Raw genomic sequence first — 18,750 nt, 5'->3', positions numbered from 1 at the left:
ACCTAGAGCGACGGAAGCGACCGTCTCTCGTGAGCGTGCATGGGAGACTGCGCACGTGCCGCTGACCGACCCGCTGACGAACGCTCGCTCGGAGCGCGTTGCGGGCGTGCGCGCGCTCGGGCAGCGCGCTGCGCGGCTGCGCACCTCCCGGTACGTCGCCGAGGGCCCGCAGTCGGTGCGCGAGGCCGTGCGGTACGCGGCAGCGGACGTGCGCGACGTCTACGTGACGCAGCAGGCGTCCAGCCGCTGGCCCGAGATCGTCGACGCCGCACTCGACGCCGGCCTGTACGTGCACCCGACGTCGACCGAGGCGCTCGAGCGCATGTCTGCTGACGCCCAGGGCGTGCTCGCCGTGCTCGACCTGCGGGCGAGCGACCTGTCGGCGCTTGACCTGGGTCGCCTTCGCCTCGTCGCGGTGTGCGAGGAGGTGCGTGACCCGGGCAACGCGGGGACGATCATCCGCGCTGCCGACGCTGCCGGGGCCGACGCGGTGGTCCTCACCACGGGCAGCGTCGAGGTGACGTCGCCCAAGGTCGTGCGCTCCAGTGCCGGCTCCGTGTTCCACCTGCCGGTGATCTCCGGCGTCGGCCTCGCCGACGTCGTCTCGACGCTGCGCGGCGCCGGCCTCGACGTTCTCGCAGCCGACGGCCAGGGCGAGCACGACATCGAGAGCACCAGCCTGCTCGACCGCCCCACGGCGTGGATCTTCGGCAACGAGGCGCACGGGCTCTCCGACGACGCGCGGGCGCTCGCCGACGCGACGGTCCGGGTGCCGCTGCGCGGCCGGGCCGAGAGCCTCAACGTCGCGATGGCGGCCACGATCACGCTGTACGCCTCCTCGCTCGCGCACGCCCGCTCGAGGTGAGCCCGTCCCGGGACCGAGCGCGCGACGGGGCTCGGGACCGGACCTCGGACCGTGCTGGGCCCGAGCTGGGACCGAGCTGGGGCCGAGCCCGGTTCCCAACGGCCGCGCCGACGCCCGGCGGCCGGGGCGGCCCTCGGTGGTCACCGTGGCAGGATTGTCGCTGCACTCGCCCGTGCCGAGGGGTGCCGCCGGCCGTGCCGGACGCGCCCCGAACCCCGCCGCTGACTGGCGCGCACGCGCGACCGACTCCGGAAGGACCCGCATGACCACCGAGAACGGCGCCGACGACAGCGCCCTCGACCCCACCGACTCCGCGGGAGTCGCGCGCGCCGTCGAGGAGGCCCTGCTCGCCGTCGAGCGTGCGGGCACGCTCGAGGAGCTGAAGGAGGCGCGGCTCGCCCACACGGGCGACCGCAGCCCGCTCGCGCTCGCCAACCGCGGGATCAAGGACCTGCCGGGTTCCGAGAAGGCCGCCGCCGGCCGCCTGCTCGGCGGCGCGCGCGGCCAGGTCACCGCCGCCGTCCAGGCGCGGGAGGCCGTGCTCGAGGACGAGCGGGCGCAGCAGATCCTGCGCGAGGAGACGATCGACGTCACGCTCGCCGCTGCCCGCGGCCGCGCCGGCGCCGCGAGCACCGGTCAGGTCGGCGCCCGCCACCCCATCGCGCGGATCGCGGAGGAGGTCGCCGACCTCTTCGTCGCGATGGGCTGGGAGATCGCCGAGGGTCCCGAGGTCGAGCACGAGTGGTTCAACTTCGACGCGCTCAACTTCGGCCCGGACCACCCGGCGCGGCAGATGCAGGACACGTTCTTCCTCGCGAACCCGACCGGGCCCGACGGCGCCACCGACCCCGCCGAGGACGCGCACCTCGTGCTGCGCACGCACACCTCGCCGGTGCAGGCGCGCGCGCTGCTCGAGCGCGACCTGCCCGTCTACATCGCGTGCCCGGGCAAGGTGTTCCGCACCGACGAGCTCGACGCGACGCACTCGCCGGTCTTCCATCAGGTGGAGGGGCTCGCGATCGACAAGGGCCTCACGATGGCGCACCTCAAGGGCACGCTCGACCACTTCGCGCGCGCGATGTTCGGCCCTCAGGCCCGCACGCGGATCCGGCCGAGCTTCTTCCCGTTCACCGAGCCGAGCGCCGAGATGGACCTGTGGTTCCCGCAGAAGAAGGGCGGGGCGGGCTGGATCGAGTGGGGCGGCTGCGGGATGGTCAACCCGAACGTGCTGCGCTCGGTCGGTGTGGATCCCGACGTCTACCAGGGCTTCGCCTTCGGGATGGGCATCGAGCGAGCGGTGATGCTGCGCTACGGCATCGAGGACATGCGTGACCTGCTCGAGGGCGACGCGCGGTTCTCGCGCGCGTTCGCGCTGGCGGGCGAGACCGGAGGAGTGGCCTGATGCCGTACGTCGTGCTGCCGTGGCTCGCCGAGCACGTCGAGCTGCCCGCCGACCGCACCGCGCACCAGCTGGCCGCGGACCTGGTCCGGGTCGGGCTGGAGGAGGAGGCCGTCCACACCAGCGGCGTCACGGGCCCGGTCGTCGTCGGCCGCGTGCTCGAGCGCACGCCCGAGCCGCAGAAGAACGGCAAGGTCGTCAACTGGTGCCAGGTGGACACCGGTGAGCGGGACGACGCCGGGGCGGTGGTGCCGCGCGGCGTGATCTGCGGCGCCCACAACTTCGACGCCGGTGACACGGTCGTCGTGGCGCTGCCCGGCGCGGTGCTGCCCGGCGACTTCGCGATCGCCGCGCGCAAGACGTACGGGCACGTGTCCGACGGGATGATCTGCTCCGCCGCCGAGCTCGGCCTGGAGGACGACGGCGAGCACGGCATCATCGTGCTCGCCCGCGGGTCGGTCTCCGTCGCCGCCTCCGAGGGCGCCGACGCCGCCTCCGAGGGCGCCGACGCCGCGCCCGAGGCCCCCGAGCCCGGCTCCGACGCCCTCGCGCTGCTCGGTCTGGCCGACGAGGTGCTCGAGATCAACGTGACCCCGGACCGGGGCTACTGCTTCAGCGTGCGCGGCGTCGCCCGCGAGTACGGCCACGCCACCGGCGCGCGGTTCGTCGACCCGGGCCTGTCCGCACCGGCCGGCAGCGGCCCCGCGGTGCCGCCCACCACGCCCGAGGCCTTCGAGGTCGCGTTCGAGGACGCCGCCCCGATCCACGGCGTGCCCGGCTGCGACCGGTTCGTCACGCGCGTGGTGCGCGGCGTGGACGCGGCCGCGCCCAGCCCGGAGTGGCTGCAGCGCCGCCTCCGGCAGGCCGGCATGCGTCCGATCTCGCTCGCCGTCGACGCCACGAACTACGTGATGCTCGACCTCGGGCAGCCCCTGCACGCCTACGACCTCGCGACCGTGCACGCCCCGATCGTGGTGCGCCGGGCGCGCCCCGGCGAGCGGATGACGACCCTCGACGGCGTCGACCGCGCGCTCGACGCCGAGGACCTCCTCATCACCGACTCCCCGGCCGGTGCGCGCGGCGAGCGGGCGATCGGCATCGCGGGCGTCATGGGCGGGGAGAGCACCGAGGTGACGGCGACCACGACGGACGTCCTCGTCGAGGCCGCACACTTCGACCCGATCACGATCGCCCGGTCCGCCCGCCGGCACAAGCTGCCGAGCGAGGCCTCGCGGCGCTTCGAGCGCGGCGTCGACACGCGGCTGCAGGCGGTCGCCGCGCAGCGCGTCGTCGACCTGCTCGTCCGCTACGGCGGCGGCGTGGCCGACGACGCCCGGGTCGGTGACGTCGACCGCACGACGGCGCCCGCCCCGATCACGCTCGACCCCGCCTCGGTCTCCGCGCGCGTGGGCGTCGCCTACACCTACGACGAGGTGCACGACGTCCTCGTTCAACTCGGCGCGTCCGTCACCGACATCGTGGTGGAGGTGGCGAACGGCAGCACGACGGCGGACCACCGTGAGCTCGTCGTCGTGCCCCCGACCTGGCGTCCGGACCTCACGGCGGCCGTCGACCTGATCGAGGAGGTCGTCCGGCTGCGCGGGTACGACCAGGTGCCCTCCGTGCTCCCGCACGCCCAGGTCGGCACCGGGCTGACCCGCTCGCAGCGGCTGCGCCGCTCGGCCGAGCGCACGCTGGCCGAGTCGGGGCTCGTGCAGGTGCTGTCGTACCCGTTCGTGTCCCCGCACGTGCACGACCAGCTGGGCGAGCCGGCCGAGGACCCGCGCCGCGGGGCCGAGAGACTCGCCAACCCGCTCACCGAGGACCAGCCCGAGCTGCGCACGAGCCTGCTCGCGACGCTCCTGCCGGTCGCGGCGCGGAACATCGCCCGCGGCGCCACCGAGGTGGCCGTCTTCGAGACGGGCTCGGTGACGCACGCGCGTCCCGGTGGCCCCGGGGTCCTGCCGCCCGGCGGCGTCCGGCCCGAGCCGGACGTGCTCGCGGCGGTGCTGAAGTCGGTGCCGGCCCAGGAGCGCCACGTCGCCGCCGTGCTGGGCGGCCCGGTCGGCTCGGCCACCTCGGCGGAGCATGCGGAGGCGCTCATCGGCGTCGTGCACCGTCTCGCGGCCGCGCTCGGTGCCGACGTGCGGCTGCGGGCGCGCCCCGTGCCCGAGCCGTGGGCCCCGTTCCACCCCGGGCGGTGCGCCGAGGTCGTGCTGACGGGTGCCGACGCACCCGAGGACCTCGTGCTCGGTCACGTGGGGGAGCTCGCGCCGAAGGTCGCGGCCGCGTTCGCGCTGCCGCGTCGCTCGGCGGCCCTCGAGCTCGACCTGGACGCGCTGTGCGAGCACGCCCGCGACGCGGTCGCCCTCGCCGGGAAGCTCTCGACGTACCCGCTGGCGAAGGAGGACGTCGCGCTCGTCGTGGCCGCCGACGTGCCCGCGGAGGACGTGCGCCAGGTGGTGCTCGAGGCCGCGGGCGACCTCGCGGAGTCGGTCGAGCTGTTCGACGTCTACGTCGGGGACCAGGTCGGCGAGGGCCGCAAGTCGCTCGCGTTCGCGCTGCGGCTTCGGGCGGGTGACCACACTCTCACGGCCGCCGAGACGGCGCAGGTGCGTGACGCCGTCGTGCGCCTCGCGGCCGAGCGCGTGGGCGGCGTGCTCCGTGGCTGACGCCACGGCGGACGACACGGCCGACGGCGGCACGCCCGCCGTCAGCCCGGCTCCGGCCGAGGTCGCGCTCGTCACCGGTGCCTCGCGCGGCATCGGCCGCGCGGTGGCCCTCGGCCTGGCGCGCGCCGGGCTGCGCGTCGGGCTGCTCGCGCGCGACGGCGAGGCGCTCGCCGAGGCGGCGGCCGAGCTCACCGCGGCCGGGGGACGGGCCGCGTTCGCCGTCGCCGACGTGAGCGACGCCGAGGCCGTGCGCGACGCCGTCGCGGCCCTCGTCGCCGACCTCGGCCCGGTGGACCTGCTCGTCAACAACGCCGGCCGCATCGATGCCGAGGTCCCGCTGTGGGAGGCCGACGTCGAGCAGTGGCACGGCGTCGTCGCGACGAACCTCCTCGGGTCCTTCCACGTCTCGCGCGCCGTGCTGCCCGCGATGGTGGCGCGCGGCGGTGGCCGGACGGTCGACATCGTCTCGGGCGCCGGGGCGCGCGACTGGGACGTGGCCTCCGCCTACACGGCGACGAAGGCGGGCCAGCTGCGGCTGGTCGGGCACGTGCACGAGGCGGGGTTCGCGCGTGGGTTGCGCGCGTTCGGCGTCGCGCCGGGCACGGTCGAGACGCGAATGTCGACGTCGATGCTCGTGCACCGCAACAGGACCGAGTTCACGCCCGTCGAGCGCACGGTGGACCTCGTCGCCGCCATCGGCCGCGGTGAGCTCGACGACTGGTCCGGGCGCTACCTGCGCGTCACGCACGACGACGTCACGAGCCTCCGCGCGCACGGCACCCCTGCGCCGGGGGCGCGCCGGCTGGGGATCACCCCGTGGGGCGAGGACGACCCGAACGCCGGCGAGGGTCTGGTCCCGCCCGCGCGCTGAGGTCAGTGCGAGCGGTCGCGGCGTGCTCGACGGGTGCGGGACCTTCGGCCCACGCGGTCGCACACGGGTCGAGGAATCCTTGATCGCCATGAGGATCCTCGTGGCGACCGCGTCCCGACACGGCGCGACCACGCGGATCGGCGACGTGATCGCAGGTGTGCTGGCGGACGCAGGTCACGTGGTCACGCGCCTGGAGGTGTTCGAGGACGACGACGTCGCGGCCGTCCTCCAGACCGCCGACATCGACGCCGCCGTCATCGGGGGATCCGTGTACACCGGCAGCTGGCTCGCCCGCGCCACGATCGCCCAGGCCCTGCTCATCGAGCGCGGCGTGCGGACCTACGCGTTCGCGGTCGGGGTGCTGGACGTCACGCCGGACGTGCTGGACCCGGCGGTGACGGCTCCGCGGACGACCGCGACGGCCAGCGCTCGGGTGACCTTCGCCGGCATCATCGACCGCTCGGCGCTCTCGATGCGTGAGCGCTCGCTGCTCGCCGTCGTGCGCGCCAAGGAGGGTGAGTTCACCGACTGGGACGGCGTGCGCGCCTGGGCGGGTGCGGTCGCGGCGGACCCCGCGCTCGCGAGCGCACCCTCGGCGGGCCTCGGCTCCGCCTGACTCACGGCTCCAGCAGCACCTTGCCGGTGGTGCGCCGGCCCTCGAGGTCGCGGTGCGCCTGTGCTGCCTCGCCGAGCGGGAAGCGCGCCCCGATGCGGACGTCGAGCGAGCCGTCGAGCACCGCGTCGAACAGCGCCGACCCGCGCTCGCGCAGCTCCTCGGTGGTGGCGACGTAGTCGCCGAGCGTGGGCCGGGTGACGAACAAGGATCCGGCGGCGTTGAGCCGCTGCAGGTCCAGCGGCGGCACCTGACCGCTCGACCCGCCGAACAGCACGAGCAGCCCGCGGCGACGCAGGCTCGCAAGGGAGGCGTCGAACGTGGCGCGCCCCACGCCGTCGTACACCACGTGAGCGCCGCCGTCGGTGGCCTCGCGCACGAGCGGCGGAAGCTCGCGGGTCAGGTCTTCGAGCTGGTCGTACCGGATGACCTCCGCGGCACCCGCCGCGCGCGCGAGCTCTGCCTTCTCCTCGGTCGACACGGTGGAGACCACACGTGCTCCACGGGACACCGCGAGCTGGGTGAGCAGGAGGCCGACCCCGCCGGCTCCCGCGTGCAGGAGAACCTGGTGACCCGGCTCGAGCGGGAACGTGGACGCGACGAGGTAGTGCGCCGTCATGCCCTGGAGGGGGAGTGCGGCCGCGACGTCGTCCGGCACGCCGTCGGGCACGGGCAGCGCACGGTCGGCGCGGACGAGGACCCGCTCGGCGTACGAGCCGGCCGCATCGCTCCACGCCACCCGGTCCCCGGCCGCGACGTCCGCGACGCCGTCGCCCACCGCGACCACGCGGCCGGCGCCCTCGCTGCCCGGGACGTGCGGGAAGGGCACGGGGTACACGCCCGAGCGCCGGTACGTGTCGATGAAGTTCACGCCTGCCGCGGCCACCTCGACGAGCAGCTCGCCCGGGCCGGGCTCGGGGTCGGGGAGGTCGACGAGGGCAAGGACGTCGGGGTCGCCCGCCGCGCGGGCCTGGATCGCCTTCATGGTCGTCAACCTACGCGCGTGCCCACGATGCGGTGCGTCCGATCAGGGTGGCTCACGTCGTGGGACGGCGCCGCCCACCCTCGTGTGTATAGTTATGCGCGTGACCGTATCCGTTGCGATCGCCGGGGCCAGTGGCTACGCCGGCGGCGAGATCGCCCGCCTCGTCCTGGCCCACCCGGACCTGAGTCTCGGTGCGCTCACGGCGCACAGCAACGCGGGCGAGAGCGTCGCGGCGCACCAGCCGCACCTCGCAGCGCACCCCGCGATCGTCGGCCGCCGCTTCGACGCCACCTCAGCGCCCGCGCTGGCGGGGCACGACGTCGTGTTCCTTGCCCTGCCGCACGGCGCCTCCGGTGCCGTGGCCGCCGCGCTCGCCGAGGTCGACCCCGACGTCCTCGTGCTCGACGTCGGCGCGGACCACCGGCTCGTGGACCCCCAGGCCTGGCGGGACTACTACCACAGCGAGCACGCGGGGACCTGGACCTACGGCATGCCAGAGCTCCTGCACGCGGGGGAGCGGACGGCGAGCGCGCAGCGCGCGCTGCTCGCCGACACGCGCCGCGTCGCCGTCCCGGGCTGCAACGTCACCGCGGTGACGCTCGCGCTGCAGCCCGGCGTGGCCGCCGGCCTCGTGGCGAGCGACGACGTCGTGGCCGTGCTCGCCGTCGGGTACTCCGGCGCCGGCAAGGCGCCCAAGACCCACCTGCTCGCGAGCGAGGCGCACGGAGCGGCCGTGCCCTACGGCGTGGGCGGCACGCACCGGCACAACCCCGAGATCGTGCAGAACCTGCAGGTCGCGGGCGCGCAGCAGGTCCGGCTGTCCTTCACGCCCGTGCTCGTGCCGATGTCCCGGGGCATCCTCGCGACCGTCACCGCGCCCGTCGCCGAGGGCACCACCGCGGCGCAGCTGCGCGACGCGTGGGCCACCGCCTACGACGACGAGCCCTTCGTGCACCTGCCGCCGGAGGGGCAGCAGCCCACCAGCGCGTCGGTCGTCGGGGCGAACACCGTGCTCGTGCAGGTCGCGCTTGACGAGCGGGCCGGCCGCGCCGTGATCACCTGCGCGCTGGACAACCTCGTCAAGGGCACCGCCGGCGCCGCCGTGCAGTCCCTCAACCTCGCCCTCGGCCTGCCCGAGACGGCGGGCCTGCCGCTCCTCGGCGTGGCCCCGTGACACGCTCGACGCGCACGCGCTCGCGCACGCGCACCAGGAGGACCGCATGACCGTCACCGCCCCCGCCGGGTTCCGGGCCGCCGGCGTCACCGCCGGCCTCAAGCCGTCCGGCCGGCCCGACCTCGCGCTCGTCGTGAACGACGGTCCGCTCGCCGTCGCGGCCGGCGTGTTCACCTCCAACCGGGTGGTCGCCGCCCCCGTGACGTGGTCGCGCGTCGCCGTGGGCGACGGCGTGGCGCGCGCCGTGGTGCTCAACTCCGGCGGCGCCAACGCGTGCACGGGTCCCGAGGGGTTCGCCGACACGCACCGCACCGCGGAGCACGTGGGCGCGGCGCTCGGCGTGGACTTCGGCGACGTGCTCGTCTGCTCGACCGGCCTGATCGGCGAACGGCTGCCGATGGACACGCTGCTGGCCGGGGTCGACGCGGCCGCGGCTGCGCTCTCGCCCGACGGCGGGGACGACGCCGCGACGGCCATCATGACGACCGACACCGTGCCCAAGCGCACCCACGTGCCCGCGCCCGACGGCGCGTCCTGGTCGATCGGGGGGATGGCGAAGGGCGCCGGGATGCTCGCGCCCGGCCTCGCCACGATGCTCGTCGTGCTCACCACCGACGCCGTGCTCGACGCCGAGCAGGCGGACGCGGCGCTGCGGTCCGCGACGGCGCGCACGTTCGACCGCGTCGACTCCGACGGCTGCATGTCGACCAACGACACGGTGCTGCTGCTCGCCTCGGGAGCCAGCGGTGAGACGCCTGACCAGGCCGCGTTCGCCGTCGCGCTCGAGCGGGCGTGCGGCGAGCTCGCCCGCGCGCTCGTGGCCGACGCCGAGGGCGCGAGCCACGACATCGCCGTGACGGTCGTGCACGCCTCGAGCGAGCAGGCCGCCGTGGCCGTCGCGCGGGCCGTGACCCGGTCCAACCTGCTCAAGGCGGCCGTGTTCGGCAACGACCCGAACTGGGGCCGCGTGCTCGCGGCCGTCGGCACGGTGCCGGAGGAGGTCGCGCCGTACGACCCGCTGACGCTGGACGTCGCGATCAACGGCGTCCAGGTGTGCCGCGCGGGCGGCGTCGGCGAGGACCGCTCGCTCGTGGACCTCGCCGCGGCGCGCGAGGTGCACATCCGGATCGACCTGCACGCCGGCGACAGCGAGGCGACGGTGTGGACCAACGACCTCACGCACGACTACGTGCACGAGAACAGCGCCTACTCGACGTGACGCGACGGACGGAGACCGGGATGGCCGCGCAGACGGTGGTGAGCGACGACGACGGTGGGGGCGAGAGCTCCGACTTCTACTTCGACACCGAGCGAGACCTGTTCGCCTACCAGAAGGCGGAGGTGCTCGTGCAGGCGCTCCCGTGGCTGGAGAAGTTCGCCGGCGCCGTCGTCGTCGTGAAGTTCGGCGGCAACGCCATGGTCGACGCCGAGCTGGAGCGGGCGTTCGCCCAGGACGTGCAGTTCCTGCGCCGGGTGGGCCTGCGGCCCGTCGTGGTGCACGGCGGCGGCCCGCAGATCAGCGACATGCTCGCCCGGCTGCAGATCGCCTCGGAGTTCCGCGGCGGCCTGCGGGTGACGACGCCCGAGGCGATGGACGTCGTGCGGATGGTGCTCACCGGTCAGGTGCAGCGCCGCCTCGTCACGATGCTCAACGCGCGCGGCCCGCTCGCCGTGGGCCTGAGCGGGGAGGACGCCGGCCTGTTCCGCGCGTCGCGGCGCTCCGCCGTCGTCGACGGGGTCGAGGTCGACGTCGGCCTCGTGGGGGACGTGACGAGCGTCGACCCGGCGGCGGTCACGGACCTGCTCGCGGCGGGCCGGATCCCGGTGGTGTCCACGATCGCGGTGGACGAGTCCGACCCGACCCAGATCCTCAACGTCAACGCCGACACGGCGGCCGCGGCCCTCGCCGTCGCGCTCGGTGCCGAGAAGCTCGTGGTGCTCACCGACGTCGAGGGGCTCTATGCCGCGTGGCCGGACCGCGGCTCGCTCGTGCGCCGGATCGGCGCCGTCGAACTCGCCCCGATGCTGCCGACGCTGTCCTCCGGCATGGTGCCGAAGATGGAGGCGTGCCTGCGGGCCGTGACCGGCGGCGTCGGCCGCGCGCACGTCATCGACGGGCGCGCGCCGCACGCGCTGCTGCTGGAGATCTTCACGAGCGACGGCGTCGGCACGATGGTGCTGCCGGGCTCGCGCCCGGCCGAGCTGGAGAGCGCGGACGCCGTGTCGGTACAGACGGGAGGGCTCGCATGAGCGAGGTCACGACGGCGAGCACAGCGGTCCGCGGATCGGGTGCGGAGATCGGGGCGCGGTACGCGGGAGCGCTGATGAACACCTTCGGCGCACCGCAGCGCGTGCTCGTGCGCGGAGACGGCGCCTACGTGTGGGACGCCGACGGCGGACGCTACCTCGACCTGCTCGCCGGCATCGCGGTGAACGCGCTCGGGCACGCCCACCCCACGCTGGTCTCGGCCATCTCGGCCCAGCTCGGCACCCTCGGGCACGTCTCGAACTTCTTCGCGACCCCCACCCAGGTCACCATGGCCGAGCGGCTCCTCGACCTGACCGGCGCGGGCGCGCAGGACGGCTCCCGGGTGTTCCTCAGCAACTCCGGCACGGAGGCGAACGAGGCCGCGCTCAAGATGATCCGGCTGCACGGGCGTGCCACGGGCACGCACCGGGTGCTCGCGCTCGAGGGGGCGTTCCACGGTCGGTCGATGGGGGCGCTGTCGCTCACCTCCAAGGCCGCGTACCGCGAGCCGTTCGAGCCGCTGCCGGGCGGCGTGGAGTTCGTGCCGTTCGGCGACGTCGCCGCCCTCGAGGCGGCCTTCGCGGCAGGTGACGTCGCGGCGCTGGTGATCGAGCCGATCCAGGGCGAGGCGGGTGTGCGGCCGCACCGCGCCGGGTATCTCGCGGCGGCGCGCGAGCTGACCCGGCGCAGCGGCGCGCTGCTCGTGCTCGACGAGGTGCAGACCGGCGTCGGGCGTTGCGGCGCGTGGCTGGCCAGTCAGCTGCCCCAGGTGGGCGAGGGCGTCACGCCCGACGTCGTGACGCTCGCCAAGGGCCTCGGCGGCGGCTTCCCGGTGGGTGCGGCGATCGGGTTCGGACCGGCCGGCGCGCTGTTCGGCCCGGGCAACCACGGCACGACCTTCGGGGGCAACCCGGTGGCGGCCGCGGCGACGCTCGCGACGCTGCACGTCATCGAGCGCGACGGCCTGCTCGAGCACGTCCGCTACCTGGGCGCGTCATGGCGCGAGGAGCTCGCCGCCGCCCACTCAGCGGTGCGGGAGGTGCGCGGCGAGGGCTTCCTCATCGGGGTCGAGCTCGGCGCCGCCGTGGCACCCACGGTGCAGGCCGCGCTGCTCGAGGCGGGCTTCATCGTGAACGCCCCGACGCCGACGACGCTGCGCCTCGCGCCGCCGCTCATCCTCACGGCCGCCCAGGCGGCCTCGTTCACCGCGGCGCTGCCCGCCGCGCTCGACAGCGTGCTCGACCGGGCCGCGGACCAGGAGCAGACGCGATGACCGACGACTCGACGCAGGCGCAGGCGCAGGCGCAGGCGCAGGCGCTCGCGCGGCCCGCAGCCCGCTCGTTCCTCGCGGACGACGACCTCACGAGCGCCGAGCAGCGTGAGGTGCTCGAGCTTGCGCTCGTGCTCAAGTCCGACCGGCACGCCGAGCAGCCCTACGCCGGGCCGCGCAGCGTCGCGATCATCTTCGACAAGCCGACCCTGCGCACCCAGGTGTCGTTCACGACGGGCGTCGCCGAGCTCGGCGGCTACCCGCTCATGGTGGACGGCAGTCTCGCGCGGATCGGGACGCGCGAGTCGGTCGAGGACGTCGCGCGGGTGCTGGGGCGTCAGGTCGCGGCGATCGTCTGGCGCACGTTCCACCAGCGCGACCTGGAGCAGATGGCGTCCTTCTCGGGCGTGCCGGTGGTCAACGCGCTCACCGACGACTTCCACCCGTGCCAGGGCCTCGCGGACCTACTCACCGTCGCGGAGCACACCGGGGGCCTCACGGCGCGCGGCCCGGCGCTCGCCGGGCGGACGTTCGCCTACGTCGGGGACGGCAGCAACAACATGGCGCACTCCTACCTGCTCGCGGGCGCGCTCGCGGGGATGGACGTGCACATCGGCTGCCCGCCCGAGTACGCCCCTCGGGCGGACATCCTGGCCCGGGCCGAGGCCATCGCGGCCGAGACGGGCGCCGCGGTGGCGGTGCACCACGACGCGCGGCACGCCGTCGCCGGCGCCGACGCGGTCGCGACCGACACGTGGGTGTCGATGGGCCAGGAGAGTGAGGCCGCGCTGCGCGAGGCGCCGTTCGTGTCGTTCCGGCTGGACCAGGACCTGCTCGACGTGGCCGACCCCTCGGCCGTGGTGCTGCACTGCCTGCCGGCCTACCGCGGCAAGGAGATCTCGGCCGAGGTGCTCGACGGACCTCGCGCGGTGGTGTGGGACGAGGCGGAGAACCGGCTGCACGCGCAGAAGGCGGTGCTCACGTTCCTCGCGCGGCGCAGCCTGGCGGACGCGGCGGACGCGGCGGACGCGGCGGACGCGGCGGACTCGGCGGACTCGGCGGCCTCGGCGGCCGGAGCGACGGTGGCCGGCGCGCGAGGTCCGGGCCTCGAGGAGGAGCCGTGAGTCAGATCCCGGCGACGAAGGCGGCCCGTCAGGCCCTCATCACCCAGGCGATCGTGCGGGGCACGATCCGGTCCCAGAGCGACCTGTCGCAGGCGCTCGCCGAGCACGGCGTGAGCGTCACGCAGGCCACGCTCTCGCGCGACCTCCTGGAGCTGCGCGCGCTCAAGGTGCACACGCCGGAGGGTCTCGTCTACACGCTGCCGCCCGAGGGCGGTGGTTACCACGGCCCACGCCTGGCGGAGCAGGAGACCGTGCTGGCCCGCCGGCTCGAGCGTCTCGCGGCCGACCTCCTCGTGTCCGCGGAGTTCGGCGGCAATCTCGCCGTGCTGCGCACGCCGCCTGGCGCCGCTCACTTCTTCGCCTCGGCGATCGACCACTCGATCCTGCCGGGAGTCCTCGGCACGATCGCCGGCGACGACACCGTGCTCGTCATCACGCGCGACGCCGACGTCGCCCAGCTCGTCGTCGAGCGGCTGCTCGAGCTCGCGGCGCACGTCGCGGACGAGGCCGGCGCACCGACCGGCGCACCCGAGACGGCGCCGCACGGCGCGCCCCCCGCATCCGACCCCGCCCAGCACCAGGAGACGACCGCGTGACGACCGACGAGACGGCCGACCAGACGGCCGACCAGAGGGCTGACCAGACGGCCGACCAGACGGCCGACGAGCCGGCGCAGTCAGGCCACGCGACCCCCGGCACCACGAACACGGGCGCCCTGTGGGGCGGCCGGTTCGCCTCGGGCCCGAGCCCGGCGCTCGCCGCGCTGTCGCGCAGCACGCAGTTCGACTGGGTCCTCGCCGAGGTCGACCTGGCCGGCTCGCGTGCCCACGCTCGCGCGCTGCACCGCGCCGGCCTGCTCACCGACGCCGACCTCGCCACGCTGCTGGCCGCGCTGGAGGCCATGGCGGCCGACGTCGCCTCCGGTGCGCTGACCCCGGACCCGGGTGACGAGGACGTGCACGGGGCCCTCGAGCGGATCCTCATCGAACGGGTCGGCGCCGAGGTCGGCGGTCGGATCCGCGCGGGCCGCTCGCGCAACGACCAGATCGCCACCCTCGTGCGGATGTACCTGCGCGACCACGCGCGCACGATCGCGGGCGGTGTGCTCGACGTCGTGGACGCGCTCGTGGACCAGGCCGCGGCGCACCCCGACGCGCCCATGCCCGGCCGGACGCACCTTCAGCACGCCCAGCCCGTCCTGCTCGCGCACCAGCTGCTCGCCCACGCGTGGCCGCTCCTGCGCGACGTCGACCGCCTCGTCGACTGGGACGCCCGCGCGGCGGTCTCGCCGTACGGCTCGGGCGCGCTGGCCGGGTCCTCACTCGGACTCGACCCCGAGGCCGTCGCACGCGACCTCGGCTTCACGACGTCCGTGGAGAACTCGATCGACGGGACGGCCGCACGCGACGTGGTGGCCGAGTTCGCGTTCGTCGCGGCGATGATCGGCGTCGACCTGTCCCGGCTCGCGGAGGAGGTCGTGCTCTGGGCGACGAAGGAGTTCGGCTTCGTCACGCTGGACGACGGCTACTCGACCGGGTCGAGCATCATGCCGCAGAAGAAGAACCCCGACATCGCCGAGCTCGCGCGTGGCAAGGCCGGGCGACTGATCGGCGACCTCACCGGACTCCTGGCGACTCTCAAGGGCCTCCCGCTCGCGTACAACCGCGACCTGCAGGAGGACAAGGAGCCCGTGTTCGACGCGGTCAACCAGCTCGAGGTCCTGCTGCCCGCCGTCGCCGGGATGGTCGCGACGCTCACGTTCCACACCGACCGGCTCGCCGAGCTCGCCCCCCAGGGCTACTCGCTCGCGACCGACGTGGCCGAGTGGCTGGTGCGCCAGGGCGTGCCGTTCCGGGAGGCGCACGAGCTCGCCGGGGCGTGCGTGCGCGCGTGCGAGGCGCACACCCCGCCGATCGGCCTGGAGGAGCTCGCCGACGCCGAGCTGGCCGCCATCTCCCCGCGCCTGGTGCCGCAGGTGCGCGAGGTGCTCACGGTCGCCGGCTCGATCGCCTCGCGTAACGGCCGGGGAGGCACCGCGCCGCTGCGCGTGGTGGAGCAGCTCGCGAGCGCGGGCGACGCCGCCGCGTGGCTGCGGGAGTGGGCCGACGCCGAGTGACCGCGCGGCGATCCGCATGACGCTGCCGGTGCCTCCGCCCGGCGCGACCGACGGCGCCGCCGGCGGACCCGAGGATCCGCGCGCGCCGGCCGAGGTCGTTGCTGCGCTGACAGCCCTCGCCGCCCGCGGCCCCGAGATCACCCCCGGCACGCGCCTGGTCTGCGTCGACGGCCTGGCCGGGGCGGGCAAGACCACGCTCGCGGAGCGGCTGCGCGAGGCGTGGGCAGACGCGGGCGCCGACGTCGCGGTGGTCCACCTCGACGACCTGTACGAGGGCTGGACGGGTCTACTCGACGTCGGGCGGACCGTGCTGCGGGAGGTCGTCGACCCGCTGGCGGCCGGCCGGGACGGGCAGGCCCGCCGCTGGGACTGGATCGAGGGCGGATGGCGAGGTCACGTGCGCGTGCCGCGCTGCGCCGTCGTGATCCTCGAGGGGTGCGGGAGCGCCCCGCGCGGGGTCGACGACGTCGCCGCGCTCGTCGTGCGCGTGGTCGCGCCCGACGACGTGCGTCTCGCCCGGGGGATCGCGCGCGACGGCGAGGCGCTCGAGGCCAGCTGGCGTGCCTTCATGGCGGACGAGGCGACGCTCGAGGCGCGCGAGGGCACGACGGCGAGGGCGGACGTCGTGCTCGACGAGCGTGGCGCCGTGGTCCGCTGGGGCGGCGGGCGCCCGTGGCCGGACCGGGTGCACGGGCCGCCCGCCTCGTGAGGGCGGCCCCGGCGGAGCGGTCGTGGGGCGGACGATGGGAGGGCGCGCCCGGCTGCTGTGGGAGGATGCCGGGGTCATTTCTGCCGGTCTCGGGCGGGCCGCAGAGCGAGAGAGGAAGGACGCTGCCGTGAGCCAGGTGACCCCCCGTTCGTTCTACGTGCCGGGGCGGTCGTGGTACGCGCGCAGCGTCCTGGAGGTCGCCCCCGACCTGCTCGGGGCCCACCTCTCGGTGACCTCGCCCGAGGGCACGGTGACCGTCCGGCTCACGGAGGTCGAGGCCTACGGGGGTTCGGACGACCCGGGTTCGCACGCCTACCGCGGACGCACCGCGCGCAACGCGAGCATGTTCGGACCGCCGGGTCGGCTTTACGTGTACTTCACCTACGGCATGCACTGGTGCGTCAACCTCGTGACCGGGCCGGAGGGCACGGCGTCGGCCGTGCTGCTGCGCGCCGGCGAGGTGGTCGGGGGCGACGAGCTCGCTCGGCACCGCCGCGTGACGTCCAAGCAGGACCGCGACCTCGCGAGCGGTCCCGCGCGCTTGGCCGCCGCGCTCGGCCTCACTGGCCTGCACGACGGTACGAGCGTCGACGCCGAGGACGGGCACGTGATGCCCGGACACGTGAGCGCCTCGCTGCGCGTGCCGGAGGTGCGCCCGGGGCCGTGGCAGCACGGACCGCGCACCGGTGTCTCCGGCGCAGGCGGCAGCGGTGCTGAGTACCCCTGGCGGTACTGGCTGTCAGGGGAGACGACCGTGTCGCGATATCGCGCCGTCTAGCCGCCGCCGACCCCTGCCCCCGTGACCTTCCTGACGACGAGAACCGAGATGACCGAGACGAACGCCCCCACCACCACGCCCGAGACCGCCCTGCCCGACGGCGACCACGCCGCCGAGGCCGCCCGCCCCGGCGCCGACCTGATCGAGGAGCTGCGCTGGCGCGGTCTCCTCCAGCAGACCACCGACGAGGACGCCCTGCGCGCCGCGCTCGCGGCCGGGCCGGTGACCTACTACGCGGGGTTCGACCCCACGGCGCCGAGCCTGCACCACGGCCACCTTGTCCAGCTGATCCTGCTGCGCCACCTGCAGCTCGCCGGGCACAACCCCGTGGCGCTCGTGGGTGGGGCGACGGGGCTCATCGGGGACCCGCGCCAGTCGGGGGAGCGCGTGCTGAACTCCGCCGACGTCGTGGCGGGCTGGGCCGACCGCCTGCGTGCGCAGATCGAGCCGTTCCTCGACTTCACCGGACCGCACGCGGCTCGGATGGTGAACAACCTCGACTGGACCGGGGACCTCACGGCGATCGACCTGCTGCGCACCATCGGCAAGCACTTCCGGCTGGGCACGATGCTCGCGAAGGACACGGTCGCCCGGCGGCTCGCGTCGGAGGAGGGGATCTCCTTCACCGAGTTCTCCTACCAGCTGCTCCAGGGCAACGACTTCCTCGAGCTGTACCGGCGGCACGGCGTCACGCTCCAGACCGGCGGGAGCGACCAGTGGGGCAACCTCCTGGCCGGCGTCGAACTCGTGCGCAAGGCGGAGGGTCACGCGGTCCACGCGTGGACGACGCCGCTCATCACGAAGGCGGACGGGACGAAGTTCGGCAAGACCGAGGGCGGAGCCGTCTGGCTCGCGCCGGACATGATGACGCCCTACGCGTTCTACCAGTACTGGGTCAACGCGGCCGACGACGACGCCGTGCGCTGGCTCCGGACGTTCACCTTCCGGCCGCGGGAGGAGCTGGAGGCGATCGCCGCCGAGCACGCCGAGCGGCCGGCCGCGCGCCTGGCCCAGCGCACGTTGGCGGGCGACGTCACCACGCTCGTGCACGGGGCCGCGGCCACCGAGGCGGTGGAACGCGCGAGCCAGGCCCTGTTCGGCCGTGGCGACCTGCGTGAGCTGGACGCGGGGGTGCTGGACGCCGCGGTGTCCGAGCTGCCGAGCGGGACGTGGCAGCCCGGGACGACCGTGGTCGACGCGCTCGTCGCCTCCGGCGTGGTGCGGGGACGGAACGACGCTCGCCGTGCCGTCGCCGAGGGCGGTGCCTACGTCAACAACGTCAAGCAGGACGACGGCGAGCGCGCGCTCGGCGCGGACGACCTGCTGCACGGGCGCCACGTCCTCGTTCGCCGCGGGCGCCGCACGCTCGGGGTGCTCACGCGCGCCGACGCCTGAGCGAGCGAGGCCCTGCCGGGTGGAGTGCGAGCGCCGGCGCGCGCTCCACCCGGCGCACGGAGGGCGCTCGACGGGAGTGCGGACCGACCGGTGACGTTGGTGGGACGCGGCCGGCGCGCGCAGCAGGCGCGCTCGGTCGTAGGAGTGTCGTCCGCGCCACACGCCCCCGTCAGCGCGACGGCGGTGCGGCCGGCCGCCCGCCAAGGCCGGCGCCGGCGGCATCCGTGCAGGTCAGCAGTGGTCGAGGGTGCGCGACACGCCCGAGATTCACTCGATTTGCGGGAGCGCGAATCACCGCGTAAGTTTTCATCCCGTTGCGCCGAGAGGTCGAGCGAAAGCCGGACTCGAGAGCTGCAGCCAGGATCGGAACGGACGGCCTCAAGCCGGACGGAGATCCACCACTCACACAGATCAGCGAATGACGATTTGACAGTCACGAACTGGCCGGTGTAAGTTGGAGAGGTTGCCCCGGTGGTGCTGGCCCTGGTGGGTTGGTGTGGCTGGTGTGGTGTGTTGTTTGAGAACTCAACA

General features: G+C 74.9%; 16 protein-coding genes. 15 read left to right on the top strand and 1 reads right to left on the bottom strand.

What is annotated here, in order from left to right:
• The first annotated feature begins 55 nt into the window (after positions 1–55).
• The 5 genes from FH969_RS00080 to FH969_RS00060 all read left to right on the top strand — a co-directional run bounded on the left by FH969_RS00080 (position 56) and on the right by FH969_RS00060 (position 6,423).
• Positions 56–865 carry a TrmH family RNA methyltransferase gene (locus FH969_RS00080; RefSeq protein ID WP_376783474.1) on the top strand — a complete coding sequence of 270 codons (810 nt, stop codon included), beginning with the start codon at positions 56–58 and terminating at the stop codon, positions 863–865.
• Positions 866–1,127: 262 nt separating this feature from the next.
• Positions 1,128–2,267, top strand: a complete 1,140-nt coding sequence (pheS, locus tag FH969_RS00075) for a phenylalanine--tRNA ligase subunit alpha (RefSeq protein ID WP_139985286.1) — start codon at positions 1,128–1,130, stop codon at positions 2,265–2,267.
• Positions 2,267–4,936 carry a phenylalanine--tRNA ligase subunit beta gene (pheT, locus tag FH969_RS00070; RefSeq protein WP_139985285.1) on the top strand — a complete coding sequence of 890 codons (2,670 nt, stop codon included), beginning with the start codon at positions 2,267–2,269 and terminating at the stop codon, positions 4,934–4,936. The genes pheS and pheT overlap by 1 nt, the downstream gene beginning before the upstream one ends.
• Positions 4,929–5,807, top strand: coding sequence for an SDR family oxidoreductase (locus FH969_RS00065; protein WP_108720288.1), 879 nt, complete (start codon positions 4,929–4,931; stop codon positions 5,805–5,807). The genes pheT and FH969_RS00065 overlap by 8 nt, the downstream gene beginning before the upstream one ends.
• An 88-nt stretch (positions 5,808–5,895) precedes the next feature.
• On the top strand, positions 5,896–6,423 hold the full coding sequence (locus FH969_RS00060; protein WP_108719717.1) for a flavodoxin domain-containing protein: 528 nt from the start codon (positions 5,896–5,898) through the stop codon (positions 6,421–6,423).
• A gap of 1 nt (position 6,424) precedes the next feature.
• Here FH969_RS00060 and FH969_RS00055 read toward each other — a convergent pair whose 3' ends face one another.
• The gene (locus FH969_RS00055; protein WP_108719718.1) at positions 6,425–7,405 is read right to left on the bottom strand and encodes a quinone oxidoreductase family protein; all 981 of its coding nucleotides are present in this window, start codon (positions 7,403–7,405) and stop codon (positions 6,425–6,427) included.
• A 94-nt stretch (positions 7,406–7,499) separates the two neighbouring features.
• Between FH969_RS00055 and argC the strand changes: the two genes are divergently transcribed.
• The 10 genes from argC to tyrS all read left to right on the top strand — a co-directional run bounded on the left by argC (position 7,500) and on the right by tyrS (position 18,219).
• Positions 7,500–8,579, top strand: coding sequence for an N-acetyl-gamma-glutamyl-phosphate reductase (gene argC / locus FH969_RS00050; protein WP_139985283.1), 1,080 nt, complete (start codon positions 7,500–7,502; stop codon positions 8,577–8,579).
• Between the two features lie 46 nt (positions 8,580–8,625).
• Entirely contained in the window at positions 8,626–9,798 is a 1,173-nt protein-coding gene (argJ, locus tag FH969_RS00045) for a bifunctional glutamate N-acetyltransferase/amino-acid acetyltransferase ArgJ (RefSeq protein WP_139985281.1), read from the top strand.
• A 20-nt stretch (positions 9,799–9,818) separates the two neighbouring features.
• Positions 9,819–10,829 carry an acetylglutamate kinase gene (argB, locus tag FH969_RS00040; RefSeq protein WP_108720289.1) on the top strand — a complete coding sequence of 337 codons (1,011 nt, stop codon included), beginning with the start codon at positions 9,819–9,821 and terminating at the stop codon, positions 10,827–10,829.
• Positions 10,826–12,100 (top strand): acetylornithine transaminase, encoded by a 1,275-nt coding sequence (locus tag FH969_RS00035; RefSeq protein ID WP_139985279.1) that lies wholly within the window; start codon positions 10,826–10,828, stop codon positions 12,098–12,100. Before argB ends, FH969_RS00035 begins: the two co-directional genes overlap by 4 nt.
• Positions 12,097–13,221, top strand: a complete 1,125-nt coding sequence (gene argF, locus FH969_RS00030; protein ID WP_139985277.1) for an ornithine carbamoyltransferase — start codon at positions 12,097–12,099, stop codon at positions 13,219–13,221. The genes FH969_RS00035 and argF overlap by 4 nt, the downstream gene beginning before the upstream one ends.
• Complete coding sequence (locus FH969_RS00025; RefSeq protein WP_108719723.1) at positions 13,218–13,817, top strand: arginine repressor; 600 nt, start codon at positions 13,218–13,220, stop codon at positions 13,815–13,817. Before argF ends, FH969_RS00025 begins: the two co-directional genes overlap by 4 nt.
• Before the next feature lie 119 nt (positions 13,818–13,936).
• On the top strand, positions 13,937–15,337 hold the full coding sequence (gene argH / locus FH969_RS00020; RefSeq protein ID WP_218975222.1) for an argininosuccinate lyase: 1,401 nt from the start codon (positions 13,937–13,939) through the stop codon (positions 15,335–15,337).
• Between the two features lie 16 nt (positions 15,338–15,353).
• Positions 15,354–16,046, top strand: coding sequence for a uridine kinase family protein (locus FH969_RS00015; protein ID WP_246071605.1), 693 nt, complete (start codon positions 15,354–15,356; stop codon positions 16,044–16,046).
• Positions 16,047–16,182: 136 nt separating this feature from the next.
• On the top strand, positions 16,183–16,824 hold the full coding sequence (locus FH969_RS00010; RefSeq protein WP_234417992.1) for a DNA-3-methyladenine glycosylase: 642 nt from the start codon (positions 16,183–16,185) through the stop codon (positions 16,822–16,824).
• Between the two features lie 48 nt (positions 16,825–16,872).
• Entirely contained in the window at positions 16,873–18,219 is a 1,347-nt protein-coding gene (gene tyrS, locus FH969_RS00005; protein ID WP_108719724.1) for a tyrosine--tRNA ligase, read from the top strand.
• Positions 18,220–18,750: the final 531 nt, after the last annotated feature.

The organism is Miniimonas arenae (assembly GCF_006351005.1).
In the GTDB taxonomy this organism is placed as follows: Bacteria; Actinomycetota; Actinomycetes; order Actinomycetales; family Beutenbergiaceae; genus Miniimonas; species Miniimonas arenae.
Note: the sequence above shows the minus strand (reverse complement) of the source record. Positions and strands in the feature narration are given on the sequence as shown.

What these genes read in the sequence shown, in the direction of transcription:
- pheT (WP_139985285.1), top strand. Translation starts at nt 2,267, where the DNA reads ATGCCGTACGTCGTGCTGCCGTGGCTCGCCGAGCACGTCGAGCTGCCC.
- FH969_RS00035 (WP_139985279.1), top strand. Translation starts at nt 10,826, where the DNA reads ATGAGCGAGGTCACGACGGCGAGCACAGCGGTCCGCGGATCGGGTGCG.
- argJ (WP_139985281.1), top strand. Translation starts at nt 8,626, where the DNA reads ATGACCGTCACCGCCCCCGCCGGGTTCCGGGCCGCCGGCGTCACCGCC.
- argF (WP_139985277.1), top strand. Translation starts at nt 12,097, where the DNA reads ATGACCGACGACTCGACGCAGGCGCAGGCGCAGGCGCAGGCGCAGGCG.
- FH969_RS00060 (WP_108719717.1), top strand. Translation starts at nt 5,896, where the DNA reads ATGAGGATCCTCGTGGCGACCGCGTCCCGACACGGCGCGACCACGCGG.
- argB (WP_108720289.1), top strand. Translation starts at nt 9,819, where the DNA reads ATGGCCGCGCAGACGGTGGTGAGCGACGACGACGGTGGGGGCGAGAGC.
- FH969_RS00055 (WP_108719718.1), bottom strand. Translation starts at nt 7,405, where the DNA reads ATGAAGGCGATCCAGGCCCGCGCGGCGGGCGACCCCGACGTCCTTGCC.
- tyrS (WP_108719724.1), top strand. Translation starts at nt 16,873, where the DNA reads ATGACCGAGACGAACGCCCCCACCACCACGCCCGAGACCGCCCTGCCC.
- argC (WP_139985283.1), top strand. Translation starts at nt 7,500, where the DNA reads ATGCGCGTGACCGTATCCGTTGCGATCGCCGGGGCCAGTGGCTACGCC.
- pheS (WP_139985286.1), top strand. Translation starts at nt 1,128, where the DNA reads ATGACCACCGAGAACGGCGCCGACGACAGCGCCCTCGACCCCACCGAC.
- FH969_RS00015 (WP_246071605.1), top strand. Translation starts at nt 15,354, where the DNA reads ATGACGCTGCCGGTGCCTCCGCCCGGCGCGACCGACGGCGCCGCCGGC.